The organism is Vibrio sp. SG41-7 (assembly GCF_014164465.1).
In the GTDB taxonomy this organism is placed as follows: domain Bacteria; phylum Pseudomonadota; class Gammaproteobacteria; order Enterobacterales; family Vibrionaceae; genus Vibrio; species Vibrio splendidus.
In genome coordinates, this window is the sequence record NZ_JACJFF010000009.1 from 70,230 (window position 1) to 86,512 (window position 16,283).

The following is a 16,283-nucleotide window of genomic DNA, read 5'->3' on the forward strand; positions in this document are numbered from 1 at the left end:
ACTAACTTGTAAATTAATCAATTAAGCTTGCTTGTTAAACCAAGCCAATTTTTCATGAAGCTGGGCAACGCTACCTACCACAATCAATGCTGGGCTCTTTGCAACGCTCGCAAGTTTGGCTAAGTCACTCAAACCACCACGGAAGACTTTCTGTTCTTGGCGTGTACCATTCTCAATAATCGCAACCGGCATGTCTGCTCGCATACCGTTATCCAGTAAGTTTTTCTGAATGTTCGGGCTCTCTTTCAGACCCATGTAAAACACGATCGTGTGATTGTGTTGAGCAAGCGAACGCCAATCAATATCTTCGCCATCTTTCTTTAGGTGGCCAGTAATGAATTGAACACTTTGTGCGTGATCTCGATGTGTAAGCGGAATACCCGCGTAAGCAGTCGCGCCTGCAGCTGCGGTGATACCAGGTACCACTTCAAATCTCACGCCATTTTCAGCCAGAGTTTCACACTCTTCACCACCACGACCAAAGATAAACGAATCACCACCCTTTAGACGGACAACGTGCTTGTTTTCTTGTGCTTTGGTCACCAATAATTGGTTGATCTGATCTTGTGGTACACAGTGATGATCGAGCTTTTTCCCCACATACAGCATTTCTGCATCGGAGTTAGCCATTGCCAAGATATCTTTAGATACTAAGCGGTCATAAACGACCACATCGGCCTGTTGAATAACGCGTGCCGCTTTTAGGGTAAGTAAGTCTGGGTCACCAGGGCCCGCGCCTACTAATGAAACCAATCCTTTGGTTACTTCTTTAACATTCGATGACGATACTTCTGACATGCTGTGCTCCGAAGGTTTGCTTGTTTTATCTCTAGCTTCAATCTATGTGATAAGTCACTGTATTCATGATGACTTATCCAAATCCTTAACCCTTAGACTATCAGGTGTTGAGTTAAATAATCAGTCTAAATACTAACGAAGATAGAAGTAATTATAACAAAACAGTCTATTGCAGGTATTTTATACCAATCGTAGTAAATAACTGTTCATCCTAGCTGGTTAAAACGCTCGATAACTTCGTTAGAATTTTTGATTGTAGAATAACTACTTATCGAAAAATTCCGCCTTGTTCTCAAGCCTTTTTCCTGCGCTATTTCTGATCACTTACTTACTGTGATTGGTATTACTCAATAAAAATCAACGCATTGATGATGTTTAAGGCTTTCGAACTAAAAAAGCCCCAAACATGTTGTTGGGGCTCTTAATCTCATACTAAATTACGTTTCACCGTATTCAGAGTTACTTAGCACCTAGAGAAGGAGCGGTTCTAGCGTGTGTTAGGAACAAAGGTACACATGTTAAGAACAAACCACCTACGATGTTACCTAGGATTGTTGGGATAAGGTTGAAGTTCAACCATGTCGCGATACCGAAATCAGCGCCAAGAATCATACCCAGTGGGAATAGGAACATGTTTACTACTGTATGCTCGAATACTAGTGCGAAGAAGATGAAGATTGGGAACCACATCATTGCGACACGACCAGACACAGTACGTGCTGTCATGTTACCAATCACACCTAGACAAACCATTAGGTTACAGAAGATGCCGCGCACGAAACATGTGATCCAGCCGTCCATACCCATGTTTTCAAAACCTAGGCTACGAGCTGTAGAAACTGCAATGAACTTTTGTGCTACTGCGTTTGGATCTAAAGAGAAGTTACCCGTTAATGAGATAGCAACCAGTACCGCAACGATTAGAGAACCGATAAGGTTACCAAGGCCAACAATACCCCAACAACGTAGAACACGACCCCAAGTCACACCTGGGCGGTTATCGAATTTCGCTAAAGGAGCAAGGCCAAATACCCCCGTTACTAGGTCGTAGCCCATAACACTTAGAATGACGAAGCCCACTGGGAACACAAGAGCGCCAACAATACCAATGCCTGTTTGCACGATAGCCGTGATTGCTACAACAACGGCAAGAGAAAGAATGATGCCTGCCATTGTGCTTCGAATCAGAAGATCACGAGTACTCGTTTTCGTTTTCGCTTCACCCACATCGATCATTGTTTGAACGAATTCAGCTGGTTTAAAATCAGGAGACATAAGGTTGTCCTTAAAAAGTTAAAATTAAAAGTTAAAATCGGATAGGAAAAGGTTCTAGTTGCCGAACTAAGGCAATGTCGATAACTAGAACCCTTGATCTATCAAATCTTGTTACGTATTCGATTATGCTGAGATTTCAACAGCACCTTTGGTAATACGAGCTTTATACGCTTTCACGCTGAAGTTCTCGTCTTCCATGCACACACCTGTTGCTAGGTTAAAGCGTTGCTTCTTAAGTGGGCTCGCCACCCAAAGCTCACCTTTGTGCTCAACCGTTAAACCGCGAGATAACACGTTTGATTGGAAAAACGGGTCAGTATTACTAATAGCGAACACTTCTTCGGCTTTAGTTGGGCGGAAAATAGCAACTTGCTCACCACCAACCAATGCACAAACACCGGTACCTGGAATAATATCTTCGATCTTACAAACTTTGGTAAATGCCATGATGTCGTCTCCCAATTAAACCAGTTCAACGTGAAGGATGTCGCCCTTCGCTTCTGGGTGTTTTTCTGTAAATGTTGCTGGGCGGTGTTGTTCACGGCCATCGTCAACAAACACAACGTTTTCATCACGGTCATCAGCATTGATGAAGTGTGAGAAGCGCTTAAGTTGAGCTTCATCGTTGATAGTGTCAGTCCACTCACAAGCGAAGTTACCCACGAGGCCAGCCACGTCAGCTTCAAGCTGGTCGTTAATGCCAAGTTTGTTATCAACAATCACTTCACGTAGGTAGTCAACGCCGCCTTCTAGGTTGTCCATCCATACCGAAGTACGTTGTAGTGGTGCAGCCGTGCGGATGTAGAACATCATGAAACGGTCGATGTATTTCAGCAGTGTTTCTTGGTCTAGGTCGCTTGCCAATAAATCTGCGTGACGAGGCTTCATACCACCGTTGCCACACACATACATGTTCCAACCAGCGTCCGTTGCGATAATACCTAAATCTTTACCTTGAGCTTCAGCACACTCACGAGTACAGCCCGACACACCGAACTTCATCTTATGAGGAGTACGGATGCCTTTGTAACGGTTCTCGATCATCACGCCTAGGCCAACTGAATCTTGAACGCCGTAACGACACCAAGTTGAACCTACACATGTCTTAGCCATACGAAGTGCTTTTGCGTAAGCTTGACCCGTTTCGTAACCTGCAGCGATTAACTTCTTCCAGATTGCTGGTAAGTCATCTTTCTGAGCTCCGAATAGACCGATACGTTGTGCACCAGTGATCTTCGTATATAGGTTGTATTCAGCCGCAACATCCGCAAGAACGCTTAGAGCTTGAGGCGTTACTTCGCCACCCGCCATACGAGGGATAACCGAGTAAGTACCATCTTTCTGAATGTTACCTAAGAAGTTGTCGTTGGTATCGTGCAGTTTTACTAGCTCAGGCTTAAGGATGTGGTCACCCCAGCAAGAAGCAAGGATAGAACCCGCTAGAGGCTTACATACTTCACAGCCGTAGCCTTTACCGTATTTCTCAAGTAGCTCGTCGAATGTTTTGATTTCTTCGATACGAATCAGGTGGAAAAGCTCTTGGCGAGAGTAAGCAAAGTGCTCACAAACGTCGTTCTTCACTTCTACACCCGCTTTTGCAAGTTCAGCGTTTAGCACAGAAGTTACAAGTGGAATACAACCACCACAACCTGTACCTGCGCCAGTGACTGCTTTGATATCACCAATGGTATGGTGACCTTCAGCGACCGTTTGAGCGATCTTGCCTTTGGTTACGTCGAAACAAGAACAGATAACGGCAGTTTCCGGTAGTGAATCAGCGCCAAGCGTTGGTTTTTCACCACCAGCGTGTGCTGGAAGAATCAATGCATCTGGGTGTTCTGGTAGGTCAATTTCGTTCAACATAAGTTGAAGAAGGTCACCGTAATCAGAAGTATCGCCAACCATTACTGCGCCAAGCAGTTTCTTGTTGTCTTCAGAAACGATTAAGCGTTTGTAAACTTCTTGCTCTTCGTTTTGGTAAACGTAGCTTTTACAACCAGGAGTACGACCGTTTGCATCACCGATTGAACCTACTTTCACGCCCAGAAGCTTAAGCTTCGCAGACATGTCAGCACCTTCAAATGTGCTTTCGTTACCAACAACGTGGTCAACGGCAACTGTCGCCATCTTGTAACCAGGAGCCACTAGCCCATAGAACGTTTGGTTCCAAGACGCACACTCACCGATTGCGTAGATATCTTTGTCTGTCGTTTGACAGTGATCGTTGATCTCGATACCACCGCGAGGCGCAATACCTAGACCCATTTGACGAGCAAGTTTGTCTTGTGGGCGAATACCAGCAGAGAATACGATGAAATCAGTTTCTAGCTCAGTGCCGTCTGCAAAACGCATCACGTTACGAGCTTCAATGCCTTCAGGAGCAATTTCAAGCGTGTTCTTGCTTGTATGGACATTGACACCCATACGTTCGATCTTTTGACGAAGCTGATTACCACCTGCAAGATCAAGCTGCTCTGCCATAAGCTTTGGAGCAAACTCAACAACGTGAGTGGTTACGCCAAGCGCTTTAAGTGCGCCTGCTGCTTCAAGGCCAAGTAAACCACCACCAACAACAACACCAGATTTAGAATTCTTAGCGGTTGCTTCGATAGCTTTTAAGTCTTCGATAGTACGGTAAACAAAACAGTCTTTACCTTCGTGGCCTTTAATCGGCGGTACGAATGGGAAAGAACCCGTAGCAAGGATAAGCTTGTCGTATTGAATTTCACGACCAGTGCTTGAGTAAACTGTTTTCTTTTCACGGTTAACGTTGATAGCACGTTCGCCGATCAGCATATTGATGCCGTGTTTCTCGTAGAAGCCTTCTTTAACTAAAGAAAGTTCATCTGCAGTGTGGTGTGAAAAGTAAGAAGAAAGGTGAACACGGTCATACGCAACACGTGGTTCTTCACAGAACACCGTAATGTCCATGTTTGCAACATCTGTCTTCTCGACTAAATCTTCGATATAGCGATGGCCTACCATCCCGTTACCGATTACGACTAGCTTCATCTTGCTCATAAGAATTCCTGAAGGTTATATATTTCTTAACTGCACGAATAATGAATTATGAAAGAAAATGAAAATATGATGTAAATCAATTACGAAATCGAACTACCCAAAAGGGGTAGAACAAAAGAGGTAGAAGTGGTCAATTTTGAAGCAAAGCAAACGAATAACCGTAGGTTTGATAGGGTTTAGAGGCGGTTTATATACAATTTCACGCACTACGAGGTGTGTTGTAATATTTCACAATAGACTAGCAATAACGCAAGTAAATGACAATCATTTTCATTTACTGACTTAACACAACGTTAAAACTTACGTTAATTTCCAAATTCATGAAGAACTATGTGCAGTTATGAAAGGGTTTCGCCGAATGAATGATCAAAAAATGAACATTGAATCATAATGTCATCCATTTTATTAAATCCGAATCGTGACAAACAACTCGCAAAATGTCCTTAGATTATTAACGAGCCTTGAAGACAAAGCTTTCCCAGTTATCAAACTGTTAATTTAATTGATCCAGCACATATAGCATTCAGATTCACCGAAACTATATCAAATCAAGCTTTCAACCAAACAGTGAATAAATTAAAATTATTGGAAATAATTCTCATTTGATAGAGCCAACGACTATGCGTGTATTTCTACTGATCTTAACTATCATTGCCACTCCTACACTTGCTGAAACAAAAGTCATCAAACAAGTGATGGACATGAATTCTGAGAACATCGACAAGATGTATCAATTTATTCCTGATTACGTAGAAATCGAACCTGGTGATAAGGTGCTTTTTAAAGGAACCGTTGGCTCTCATACAGCCCATAGTATTCAGGGGATGCTTCCTAACGGCGCTAAACCTCTTATGATATCCGGGTCAAACGCTCAGGAAGTCACTTTTGATAAGCCCGGAGTTTATGGCATAAAATGTAAAGTACATCACCGACACGGAATGGTGGCGCTAGTGGTCGTGGGTGACCCAAGTGTTAACTTAGAAGAAGCTCGCACTGCGGCCAAAAAACGTGTGAGTCGCCGAGCTCAGAAGAAGATGCAAGGCTTGCTCGATCAAGCAGAGCAAAAGGTTCAATAACCTTTGTCCCTACTTTTAAAGCACCGACTCTCCATTTGGTATTGAGATAGGAATGCCTGTCTGAAAACGGTTTTCGGGAGTCAGTAACAATAAACAGCGCCGAATTAGCGCTGTTTATTGTTATCTACTTAGACATGGTCAAATGTTCCGCACTAAACGTACAAACATATCAAACTAGCCACCCCGTTCTGAATGAAACTCCGACAACCACAAACAAAATTGAAATAATGGTCACTGGCACAATGTGCAGTGCCATATCAACCAAGTTGTCCTTCGATAGTTTTGGAATCACACGAAAGCGTGCGTCTAGGGCTAGCAATACCGTCAGAGACAGTAACGTCAATTTAGCGGCAATGCCATGAGCCAGTGGAATCGACATATCAAACCATAAGCTAACGTCTGGCAACATGTGATAAGCGAACATCAACCCTGTCACCACTTGAACTACCAAAGCAGGCATTCCCACCTTTTCGTACCCTTGCTCGAATTCCAATAACATTTCTGGAGATCGGTGTTTCAAGACTTTAGGAAGGATAACGACGCTGAGAATAATGTGCCCTCCCGTCCAAATGGTGGCAGCCAATACATGCAAAACCAATAATACGCCAAACATAAACTTCCCTTACACAATGTTACGTGGTGCAAAGGAGAACCCTTCAAACTCACGCTTATATTTTGATTCACCAATTTTCTTTATTTTGGCGACGCCCATTTTGTAGTTGTAGTTACCACTGATTTGGTCAACTACCCTTGTTGTTAAAGCATTCGCTGGGTTCTTCATGTCCATCATATTGCAATACAACACACCTTTTTTCGTGGCTGAGGTGACAATCGCAACGGCTTTAATCTCCGCGTAATCCAGTTGAATGTGACCATTTTTCATTAAGTTACTAAACTGGAAATCGCCTGACTCGATACCCAGAATCGTATCCTTAAAATTGGCCACCCGCTCCGAATACACCAGTACTTCATCTCCGGCTTCTATGCCCCGTTTTTCCGCATCTTCTGGGTGTACTTCAATCCAGTTTTCAGGCCAACGATGAGTGATGTAAGGCCTGCGCTCGGTATCATCAAACCCTGACTGCCAAATTTCGTTAATACGACCATTCGAAAACCATAACTCGTCCTGTTTTGGGGTAAGCCAAGCGTGGAAATCACTGAACAGATCCCAAGGGTGCTTTTGAAGATTGACCTTCCCCGTCTGACTATTAAATTGAGTGAGCTGTTTACGCATAATATTGGCGCCTTGAGGCCCATCTTGCAGCCCTTTTTCGACCACAACTCATTTCAGTATCATGTAGGCGTTTAGTGCCAATCAGCTTTTTGGTGTCATAGTTATAAAATACAGGGCCTTGGATCCCTTCGGTACCAAATTCGGCGAGCTTTTGATGAAGTGTTTTTCCTTCAGCATGTGCTGCAACTTTGATCATATTGAAATCTTTACGGCTACCGCGACTAAATCGCGATGACTCTTCGGCTACGTCATTCGAGTTTTGCCAATCAAACCCGTCATACCCCATTCGCGAAGCCATTTGAGCAACGATCCACCAGTCTGGCTTAGCCTGACCCGGCGCATCAGCGAACTGTTGGTAAAGGCGCAGCCGACGCTCACCATTAGCGCGTATGAAATCCTCTTCCCCCCAAGTCGCAGCCGGAAAGATGATATCGGCAAACTGTTTCCCTATAGGATCACGTAAGTAAATATCTTGATTGATGACGACCATTCCACCGGAGTCTGCACGCTTTTTGAGTGTATCTATAATGTGCTGTTTATCACGTCGCGTCGCTTGGTGAGGGTTACGTGTCGTTAAGTCAGTGAATTTCTCTTTCAACCCATAGCTGCCACACATAGCTTGAATCCATGTTGTACCAATAACATGTGCCATACGAGTATGTCCGGAATAGAGATATCTATCGGTGTCTATTGAGCGTCTGCGTCTGCCTGCGACTTTTTCAGGTGACTTGTTTCTTGGAAGTTTCCCACCCGCTAACCCACCGCGTTGATGTCCACCAAACCGACCAATGACACGCCCTTCGCGGCCACCAGTACCGATGATCGTTGCAAGGGAGGCGATGGCGTTGGTATTTCCGGTATTGTTCGACCAATAAAAGCCCTTCTCTATACCAATTGATGCTTTAACTCGTTGACCATTCACTGGCATTGCCAACATCTCGGCAGCTTTGTGGATCTTCTCGACGTCGATGCCCGCTATCGACGCGGCATACTCAGGTGCGAACTCTTTCTGCTCTAAATTCCATTGCTTATAATCATCAAAGCCATCGGTTTGGAACTTGCCCCAAGTGGTTCTCCACTGCCAAGGTGTGTTACGTGTACCTTGGCCAAAGCCAGAGCTTGATTCCCACTTATTATTGACCCAGTTTTCAATCCATTCATTGTCTTGCCATCCTTGCTCTAAGATCACCCGAGCAATTGCGCCAATCACAAGATTATCGCTGCCGGGATTAATATCGAGGTGCAATCCTCCTTGAGCTTTAAGCCACGCTATTCCAGCGGTTTCACGAGGGTTCAAAATTACGGTTTTCATTCCACGATGCACCGCAGGCATAATGAACTGCGTAAAAATGATGGTTTTGGTCTCATAAGGATCCGTTCCGCAGATCATCAAAGTGTCTGCCGCGCCCCAGTCATCATAACTTGGAGCAAAATTATCAAAACCCGCATCTCGAAAACCTGGGGTTGCAGTGACATCTGACGGCGTGTCATGAAACGAAAAATTCGCGGTATTGACATGACGCAATGCATACTTTGTTATTGCATAGGTGTTTTCAATATACTGATAAGAATAGGTTTTTACGCAGTAACTGTTCGAACCGTGCGTATCAATCACGTGACGACCAACGTGGGCCGCTATATCCAGCGCAAAATCCCATTCTACAGGTTGTAACTGACCGTTAATTCGAACAAGTGGTTGTTTCAATCGATCTTTTGTTGGTGTTTCTGGGTTATAGAGCTTTCTTGCGAGCAGTCCACCACGAACCGAAGAATCACCGCCTTTATTGACGACTTGTATGTCTTTGTCTGCCACTACAACCACATGATGTGGTTTGCCATTATGCGAAACAATATTATGTTGCTGTGGCGAAACCCAAGCTTGTAATGCATGAACCGGGAAGTCGACAGCAAACGCATTTTCGTTAGCGCGAGCTCCACCTGAAGGGCTATTCACAGGCCAACGGTAAACCTTATAACCGCACGCAACGATACAATAATCACAGGCTGTTGTGATAACTTCAGCATGAACAGGAGGCAGTAAAGTATTTGTCGGTTGAAGGTACTGACGGTTTAAAGGAGATTGATTGCTTGAAGAAGATTCACTCATTAAACTACCTCCACATCGATCAGGTTTTCCATGCGACCAAAGATCAACCCCATAACGCCAACTGCATAGATGTCGTCACCTTCGAGCTCGAGCAGTACTTGAGGTAAGCTCTCAAAGGCTTGACCAGACACCATAATTCCATGGCGACGCAAATCAAATGTAGATAGGTGGAATGGGCACTGCCCGACAATGCGATGCTCTCCTGTTGCTTTATAAGCTCCGGTTAAAGGCCCACCTTGATGAGTACACGTCATCGAGTACGCCACAATATCGCGCTGTAACCCTATCCCACCGCCACATTCGATGTCGGATTTAACCAGCATCGCAATCGAGTTTTTTCCTTCATCTGGATATTGAAAATGAACCGGAATGTGGTTGATGAGTTGACTTAACTTTGCGATTTTCTTACGCGGGTAACCGACAACACGACCTTCAACTTGAGTTTCAGAATCAGTCCCTGCAAATAAGGTAAGAGGAACGATAGATACGGCAGTAGCCGCACCGGAATAAAGTAAAAAATCACGTCGTGACATCATGCATTTGTTGTGTCGTTTACTCGAATTTTGCTCTGAGTTGGCGATCATTTTTCTGCTCCAGCAAGTTCTTCTTTAGTAAATAGCGGTTGGTATTCTGGAATGGTTGGCTCTTCAATAAAAATCTGCTCACCTGAAAATGCTTCTACAAAGCTCAGTAAGTTCTTTTTATCTTGTTCCGTTAAACCAAGAGGTTGAATCAAAGCAGATTTGGTCTGAGGGTATCCAGTAGTGCGCCCATCATCTGCCACGCCACCTCGGTCGTAGAAATCAATCACCGCTTCTAAAGTTGGAATAGTGCCATTGTGCATATAGGGCGCAGTGTATTTTGTATAACGTAGGCTCGGTGTGCGGAACTTACCTAACATCTCTTTACGTTTAGCACGAAAGTAAGCACCGGGATCGGCCTTTGTGGTGCGGTACATCTCTTCGGTGACACCTTTAGAATAAAGCTCAAATCTAAATGTTATCTGCGCTAATCCATCATCATTCCACCAAGGGCTTGGCGGCACGCCAATGTTGTAGAATTTCTGGTCAGATGCCAAAGCCCCGTTGTGACAAGCAATGCAATTCGCTTTACCCTCAAACAGTGCTTTACCCTTCAATTGGGACTCAGACAAAGCGGTTTTGTCACCGAGTAAATAGTTGTCTATTGGTGTGTCACGTTGAATCATCGTGCGTTCAAACGCGGCTATAGCGCGCCAAGCGTTATGTATTTTCGGAGTATCATCACCAAACACTCGCTTAAAGCGTTCAACATACTCAGGTACTAAGGCTAAGCGCGCTTCCATGATGTCATCTTCACCATTACCCGCGACCGCGCCCTTCGCTGCATCTTTGGCTTGCGCTTCCAATGACATAGCGCTGCCCGCCCAGAAAAATTTGTCATAATAAGCCGCATTAATAATCGTTTGGCTATTGCGCCAATGTACCGTACCCGGATATCCCATAGATAAGTCATCAGGGAAACCCCAGCCCTGAGATTGAATATGGCAACCAGCACATGGACTAGTCGTATCACCGCTGAGTCGTCCGTCATAAAATAAGATCTTTCCTAACTCTATTTTTTCAGGCGTTTGTTTATTATCCGCTGGTACAGGTACCCCCCCGAGAGGTTCAAGCTGTGCCTTTGCATAAACAACATTAGGAAGCCCCGCCATCCCAATAAGAATAAAGATTGCCGTCTTTAATACAGAGCGCTTAGTTACGAGCATTTGACCAATCCTCCGTGTATTCGTAGCCGAAGTCATAGTCTAACCATTCGTATTCTTCGCCTATAAGGGCGTCTCCAGATAACGATTCCAGAAAGGCCACCAGCGCCTTTTTCTCTTTTCCCGTTAAAGAAAGCGTGGTGAGTCGAGAGTCTTTATTTGAGTCTTCGCCACCGCCTTGATTATAAAACTCAACCACATTTTCAAGCGTAGCCAGCATACCATTGTGCATATACGGTGCAGTTTGAGTCAGCTCTCGCAGCGTTGGCGTAATGAACTTACCGCGATCACTACCATCCGCTTTATGAGTTTGAACATGTGCACCAACATCACGCTTTAACGTCAAGTAATCTTGCACACCCATAAACATGTTGTAGGCAAGGAAAGATTGATGCCGCATTGGGTCTAAAAATATCTCATGATTTTCTGGCACTCCGGTATTGTGTGCCTTTCCATCCGTAAATAGAGCGCCACTATGGCATTGGCTGCACCCCGCTTTGCCTGTGAACAGCTTTTCTCCCTGGCTCGCTAAGTCGCTAAGCTCACCCTCGTCAAAAGGGACGTTTTTCGAAGTCAATGTTTTTAGGTATTCAGGCAGAACTTTACGTACTCCGCCATTTGACGGTTCCCCTAGATTAGCCGCTTTAAACATCTCGACGTATATTGGGTCTTGTTTGAGGCGTTCCTGCATCAAACGCATGTCCATATTCATCAGCCAGTCTTCAGTGATATTCTCCCGCACCACATCGTTTAGATTGGTGCCAATACGACCATCGTGAAACCACACCTCTTTATAGGCTGCATTAATAAGTGTTGGAGCATTGCGAAATCCATCACTCCCCGTATACGCAGGGCTTAACGGTTCAGGATAAGAAAAGCCATTCGCCGGAATATGGCAACTGGAACACGATATCGAGTCATCCCCGGACAAGCGCGTATCAAAAAACAGTCGTTTACCGAGTTCTGCTTGAGCTGGATCGATATCTAAAGGAGGCAAAGCAGCATGTAAATTCATCGTAAAAAAGGAGCACAATACTACGCAGACTTTTCGAGCGAAGCTTTGAAGTGTGGACTGTGCTCGTAAAACACTCATTGGCATTCCTTTTTAAGGATTATTATCAATGAAGCCTATTATTAACACGTGAAACATTAAAGATATGATTAGGATCATACAATTCGGAATGATAAGAGTTATTATTCAAACTTGTTAGTTCAGTGGTACTAAAACCTATGTCTCTCGATAAATTCCTTCTCTGTGTCGAACATACCTATCTTGCTGGGAACGTATCCGATCAAATTCTAGCAACTCAGTTTCTCGCTCAATTTTCGCAAACTAAACACCTCTTGCTTACAGGTTTAGAATCCAACGTTGTAGATGTTGTTATCACAAGCCTAGAATGTTTAGCTCAAGACAAGCATGCTCCTATCAAAGACATCATCCACTGCTTTCAAGAGTGGGATGACAGCGAAGTAAAACTAGCCGCATTGAATGCTATTGAGCACAACAACGATTCAGAACAAGCGAAGGGATTATTGATAGACGTCGTTTGTGACGATATCGATTACTGGGAAGGTGAATGGAATGATGGTGATGATATCCGTTTGAATGCTGCACGTATTTTGGATAACCATGAACTTAATTTAGATTACATTCAAGCGAGTCGTTTACTGCCCCTGCTTCGAAGTGACCCTGAGCCTGATGTTCAGGTCAAACTAGTCTCAGTGCTATCGCGTCACTCACCGGCACTACTTAAAGAGAACTTTGCAGTAACGCGCACAAACGATATGCGTATGTTATTGAAAAGCACACCGGATAAAATAACGTTATTCAAAGCCACGCAACACCAAGATCTACGTTGCCAGCAAATCGCCTTTCAACGCCTGTCTCAAATGAACAGTCGTGAGTATTTACAAATGTTTTTAACTGGCCTTTCGCACTTAGACGCACTGATAAGACAAACATCTCTCAGTACATTGGAAAAATGGAATTACCAAGTCGACATTAAGCACCTTTGTCAGAACGACTTATTACAAGAAATTCCAATCGATATCCTTTCGGCACTGCTTAGCGACAATCACAAGCAACAACTCGTGAATCAATGGCAAGATAAACGGCACCCCTCTCATTCAATAACGGCGATACTTCAATTAATTTCGAGCTTAAACCCGCAGAGTAAACAAGCCCAATTTAACCGCTTTATGCCCGTCTTTTATGAGAAGTTTTCGAGCTTAGACGAAGCAACTCAACTTGATTGCTTGAATGTTTTACTAAGTGACATATCACAAACCCTAAGCCTTGCCTTTATTCGTCAGCAACTGCAATCGGGCACTTGCAGTAATTCAGTGAGGCGACAACTCATTGAGCACCTATCTCAAACTCTAGCACCGAGTTCTCAGGGCTATCTAAAAGAGCTCATTGTCGACTTACCTGCAATTATTACAACCAATCAAACAGAAAGAGAAACGGCGACAACAGAATTACCACATAGAGAACTTGACGGTCCGAATGATGACTCTAGTGCCACACAGCCTCCTATCACTTCCACGCTTGATTCGTTGAGGCAATCAGCGCGTTCAAAACCTTCAGTAAGACATGCTCGAACCAAACGAGTTGCAATCGAAAGCTTGTCAAACCTAGCGTTAGCGATTGAATACTGTCAAGACAAGCAATATCTAGTGGAGCTTTGCTCTACTGACAAACTTACTAGCCTATCCAACGCTGAATTTCACGCGCTAGTCATTGCTTTGCGTTGTCATCATATCAACTTGACCGACGTTGAGACGCCCTACTTCAACCAATCGGTATTAGATCTAGTCTTGAATGATGATTGTTCCAACCTCGAAAGTATCATCGATTGGCTTGGTACTCTCTGGATCGATCAACACCGTTTACAACTAATAGCCTCTGAAAGCCTCCCTCTACAAGTCTGTTTAGTGCGATATATCACTGACGAAACAGAATTACTCGGACTACTAAAGCACCCTTATATTGGTATCCAAATCGCGGCGCTGAAGCAATTAAAACAGTCTGGTGGTTGTTCACATGAAGAGCTAGTTAGCTTGATCTTAGAAGAGCCAGTACTTTATCCTCAAATCTCTCTTTTTGATGCTAATACAGTCTACAACGTACTTGCTGAGAAAATCCAAGGTTCACCGTCAATAGCTCTACAAGCTGCCCTTGCGTTTCTTTGTACACAAAATATGCAAATCACATAACCTATTAGCACTAATAATCGACCCATTTAAGGTTTGACACACTATTTTTCGATTGGTCGGCAGGTTAAAACAACAGAGCCAACGGATCACGGGCATTGTAAGACATTGTATGGGTATGTATTACGGCAACTGCAATCACCCAATATCACGCGACATCTCGGTATATTAGCACCACGTTCTAAATCATAAGATGTGTACCATGAAAGTGTTATCTTTAACTGCGTTCGCTGCCACTGTTCTTCTTGTCGGTTGTAATAGTTCAAACCAAAGCAAGCCTGTGGCAAGCCAAGAAAATGTCAAACCATCCGTTGTTCACGGGATCACAATAGAAGCGGTCCCTTCTCAGTTCTCTGCGTATTCCAAAGCAGGTTATAACCGACATGTCGCGGTCAATGCCCCTAATGGCAAATCTATCCATATTCTAATTATGGATCGCCTGAGCGATTATCAGATAGTCAAAGCAGTCAATGTTCTCAATCACTTTCTAACCCCCGTTGATGGCACTAAATACGGGAGCTCTGACTCAAAACGCGATATTGCAAATGCTATGGCGAACAATGGCGCAATATTGAAACTAATGAATTATCACGATGAGCCCCAATATAACGACGATTTGGATGGCCAACCCTTGTTCGAAGAGGAAATTCAAGTAGAAGGCGGGGAATGGTACGTTCGACAGGATTATGAAGAGCATCGCGATGCGTCTTACGAAGAAATTCTCCACCTAGTCCATGACTATGGTATTGGTGTTCTTAACTCCCCTCAAAGTGGCGAATCGGCATTACCTTTATTTCAAAAAGAGCTGAATACAATACAGACTCAGGCTTTACATAATGCCTATACACCTCCAGTTGACACTTTGGAAGAGTGGCAAGAAGAAGTCAGTGTTGACCAAGAGTACTTTGCAGCAGTCATTGATAGCTATTACGGGCTTTGGGGGGCGTATAGTGGCGAAGGTATGTGGGGGTTATACAAAGTTAAAACTCGCGACGACTTTTCTACAAGAGATCCTAACGGGCAATATATTACTGAACAGATTTTCTCTCCAACACTGGCTTACGACGCATACATTGCTGATACATTCACCGGCACTTTTAAAATGCAATATGACCCAGCAACGCCCTACACTCATCACTCTCAATATCTGACGAAACTAACGCTATCGGGCAAGAATAACGCAAATATTGAGATCAATGGATATGATAATAAGGTAACCGGAAATTTAGGTGTTAATACGGTTGTAGTACATGGTCCTAAAAGTGAATACCAAATCCACAATCTTGGGGGCGGTAAATTTCAGCTCAATGACACCGTTACTTCGCGCGATGGCTTGAATACCCTATCAAGCATTGAACAAGTGCAGTTCACTGATCAGCGTTGGACTCTTTGACTAGCAACTTTCTCTTTGATTCAGCTCTAAATGTGCTAACCTTTCGAAGGTAATGAATGGGTTTTACGGGCGTTCTTCTATCTGAAAAGGTAAAAGAAAAGCATTCAAAAACCAAAACCACTTTCCTGCAGACGTAAAAAAGCCCGACCATTTCTGATCGGGCTTTCTAAATAATGGAGGCGCCTCCCGGAGTCGAACCGAGGTCCACGGATTTGCAATCCGCTGCATAGCCACTCTGCCAAGGCGCCTTCAATAGTGTTTTAAGAGAACAACTCTTTTGAACATTACCAAACAAGGTAACAATCAAATAGATGGTGCCCCGGGCCGGACTTGAACCGGCACAGCGCGAACGCCGAGGGATTTTAAATCCCTTGTGTCTACCAATTCCACCACCAGGGCACGCAATTCTTTATTGCGATGCC

General features: G+C 44.0%; 11 protein-coding genes, 2 tRNA genes and 1 pseudogene. 3 read left to right on the top strand and 11 right to left on the bottom strand.

Annotated elements, in window-relative coordinates; translation table 11 throughout:
* Nucleotides 1-21 precede the first annotated feature (21 nt).
* The 4 genes from cobA to nirB form a co-directional block, all read right to left on the bottom strand.
* Entirely contained in the window at nt 22-798 is a 777-nt protein-coding gene (gene cobA / locus H5300_RS04160) for a uroporphyrinogen-III C-methyltransferase (protein ID WP_182795482.1), read from the bottom strand.
* 459 nt (nt 799-1,257) lie between these two features.
* Nucleotides 1,258-2,073, bottom strand: a complete 816-nt coding sequence (locus H5300_RS04165) for a formate/nitrite transporter family protein (protein WP_004731124.1) — start codon at nt 2,071-2,073, stop codon at nt 1,258-1,260.
* A 123-nt stretch (nt 2,074-2,196) separates the two neighbouring features.
* Nucleotides 2,197-2,520 carry a nitrite reductase small subunit NirD gene (nirD, locus tag H5300_RS04170; RefSeq protein WP_004731122.1) on the bottom strand — a complete coding sequence of 108 codons (324 nt, stop codon included), beginning with the start codon at nt 2,518-2,520 and terminating at the stop codon, nt 2,197-2,199.
* Between the two features lie 15 nt (nt 2,521-2,535).
* Nucleotides 2,536-5,094: a nitrite reductase large subunit NirB gene (gene nirB, locus H5300_RS04175; protein WP_182795483.1), complete on the bottom strand. Its 2,559-nt coding sequence runs from the start codon at nt 5,092-5,094 to the stop codon at nt 2,536-2,538.
* A gap of 620 nt (nt 5,095-5,714) precedes the next feature.
* Between nirB and H5300_RS04180 the strand changes: the two genes are divergently transcribed.
* Nucleotides 5,715-6,170: a plastocyanin/azurin family copper-binding protein gene (locus H5300_RS04180; protein WP_259397551.1), complete on the top strand. Its 456-nt coding sequence runs from the start codon at nt 5,715-5,717 to the stop codon at nt 6,168-6,170.
* 169 nt (nt 6,171-6,339) lie between these two features.
* Here the strand turns inward: H5300_RS04180 and H5300_RS04185 are convergent, their stop codons facing one another.
* The 5 genes and pseudogenes from H5300_RS04185 to H5300_RS04205 form a co-directional block, all read right to left on the bottom strand.
* Complete coding sequence (locus H5300_RS04185; RefSeq protein WP_182795485.1) at nt 6,340-6,783, bottom strand: CopD family protein; 444 nt, start codon at nt 6,781-6,783, stop codon at nt 6,340-6,342.
* 9 nt (nt 6,784-6,792) lie between these two features.
* Nucleotides 6,793-9,511: pseudogene (locus H5300_RS04190) on the bottom strand (arsenate reductase (azurin) large subunit).
* A complete protein-coding gene (locus H5300_RS04195) occupies nt 9,511-10,095 on the bottom strand; it encodes an arsenate reductase (azurin) small subunit (RefSeq protein ID WP_102488714.1) in 585 nt (194 codons plus the stop codon). Before H5300_RS04195 ends, H5300_RS04190 begins: the two are co-directional and overlap by 1 nt.
* A complete protein-coding gene (locus H5300_RS04200) occupies nt 10,092-11,258 on the bottom strand; it encodes a cytochrome-c peroxidase (RefSeq protein ID WP_182795486.1) in 1,167 nt (388 codons plus the stop codon). Before H5300_RS04200 ends, H5300_RS04195 begins: the two co-directional genes overlap by 4 nt.
* A complete protein-coding gene (locus tag H5300_RS04205; RefSeq protein WP_182795487.1) occupies nt 11,245-12,348 on the bottom strand; it encodes a cytochrome-c peroxidase in 1,104 nt (367 codons plus the stop codon). The genes H5300_RS04200 and H5300_RS04205 overlap by 14 nt, the downstream gene beginning before the upstream one ends.
* Nucleotides 12,349-12,485: 137 nt before the next feature.
* Between H5300_RS04205 and H5300_RS04210 the strand changes: the two genes are divergently transcribed.
* Both H5300_RS04210 and H5300_RS04215 read left to right on the top strand, forming a co-directional pair.
* Nucleotides 12,486-14,471: a hypothetical protein gene (locus H5300_RS04210; protein WP_182795488.1), complete on the top strand. Its 1,986-nt coding sequence runs from the start codon at nt 12,486-12,488 to the stop codon at nt 14,469-14,471.
* Nucleotides 14,472-14,670: 199 nt separating this feature from the next.
* Entirely contained in the window at nt 14,671-15,861 is a 1,191-nt protein-coding gene (locus H5300_RS04215) for a hypothetical protein (RefSeq protein WP_182795489.1), read from the top strand.
* Between the two features lie 174 nt (nt 15,862-16,035).
* On the opposite strand, the gene H5300_RS04220 is transcribed toward H5300_RS04215, so the two are convergent.
* Together H5300_RS04220 and H5300_RS04225 are read right to left on the bottom strand one after the other, a co-directional pair.
* A tRNA-Cys gene (locus tag H5300_RS04220) sits at nt 16,036-16,109 on the bottom strand.
* 64 nt (nt 16,110-16,173) lie between these two features.
* Nucleotides 16,174-16,260, bottom strand: a tRNA-Leu gene (locus H5300_RS04225).
* Nucleotides 16,261-16,283 lie beyond the last annotated feature (23 nt).

Excerpts from the sequence above, each read along its gene's own strand:
- cobA (WP_182795482.1), bottom strand. The coding sequence starts at position 798 with ATGTCAGAAGTATCGTCATCGAATGTTAAAGAAGTAACCAAAGGATTG.
- H5300_RS04165 (WP_004731124.1), bottom strand. The coding sequence starts at position 2,073 with ATGTCTCCTGATTTTAAACCAGCTGAATTCGTTCAAACAATGATCGAT.
- nirD (WP_004731122.1), bottom strand. The coding sequence starts at position 2,520 with ATGGCATTTACCAAAGTTTGTAAGATCGAAGATATTATTCCAGGTACC.
- nirB (WP_182795483.1), bottom strand. The coding sequence starts at position 5,094 with ATGAGCAAGATGAAGCTAGTCGTAATCGGTAACGGGATGGTAGGCCAT.
- H5300_RS04180 (WP_259397551.1), top strand. The coding sequence starts at position 5,715 with ATGCGTGTATTTCTACTGATCTTAACTATCATTGCCACTCCTACACTT.
- H5300_RS04185 (WP_182795485.1), bottom strand. The coding sequence starts at position 6,783 with ATGTTTGGCGTATTATTGGTTTTGCATGTATTGGCTGCCACCATTTGG.
- H5300_RS04195 (WP_102488714.1), bottom strand. The coding sequence starts at position 10,095 with ATGATCGCCAACTCAGAGCAAAATTCGAGTAAACGACACAACAAATGC.
- H5300_RS04200 (WP_182795486.1), bottom strand. The coding sequence starts at position 11,258 with ATGCTCGTAACTAAGCGCTCTGTATTAAAGACGGCAATCTTTATTCTT.
- H5300_RS04205 (WP_182795487.1), bottom strand. The coding sequence starts at position 12,348 with ATGAGTGTTTTACGAGCACAGTCCACACTTCAAAGCTTCGCTCGAAAA.
- H5300_RS04210 (WP_182795488.1), top strand. The coding sequence starts at position 12,486 with ATGTCTCTCGATAAATTCCTTCTCTGTGTCGAACATACCTATCTTGCT.
- H5300_RS04215 (WP_182795489.1), top strand. The coding sequence starts at position 14,671 with ATGAAAGTGTTATCTTTAACTGCGTTCGCTGCCACTGTTCTTCTTGTC.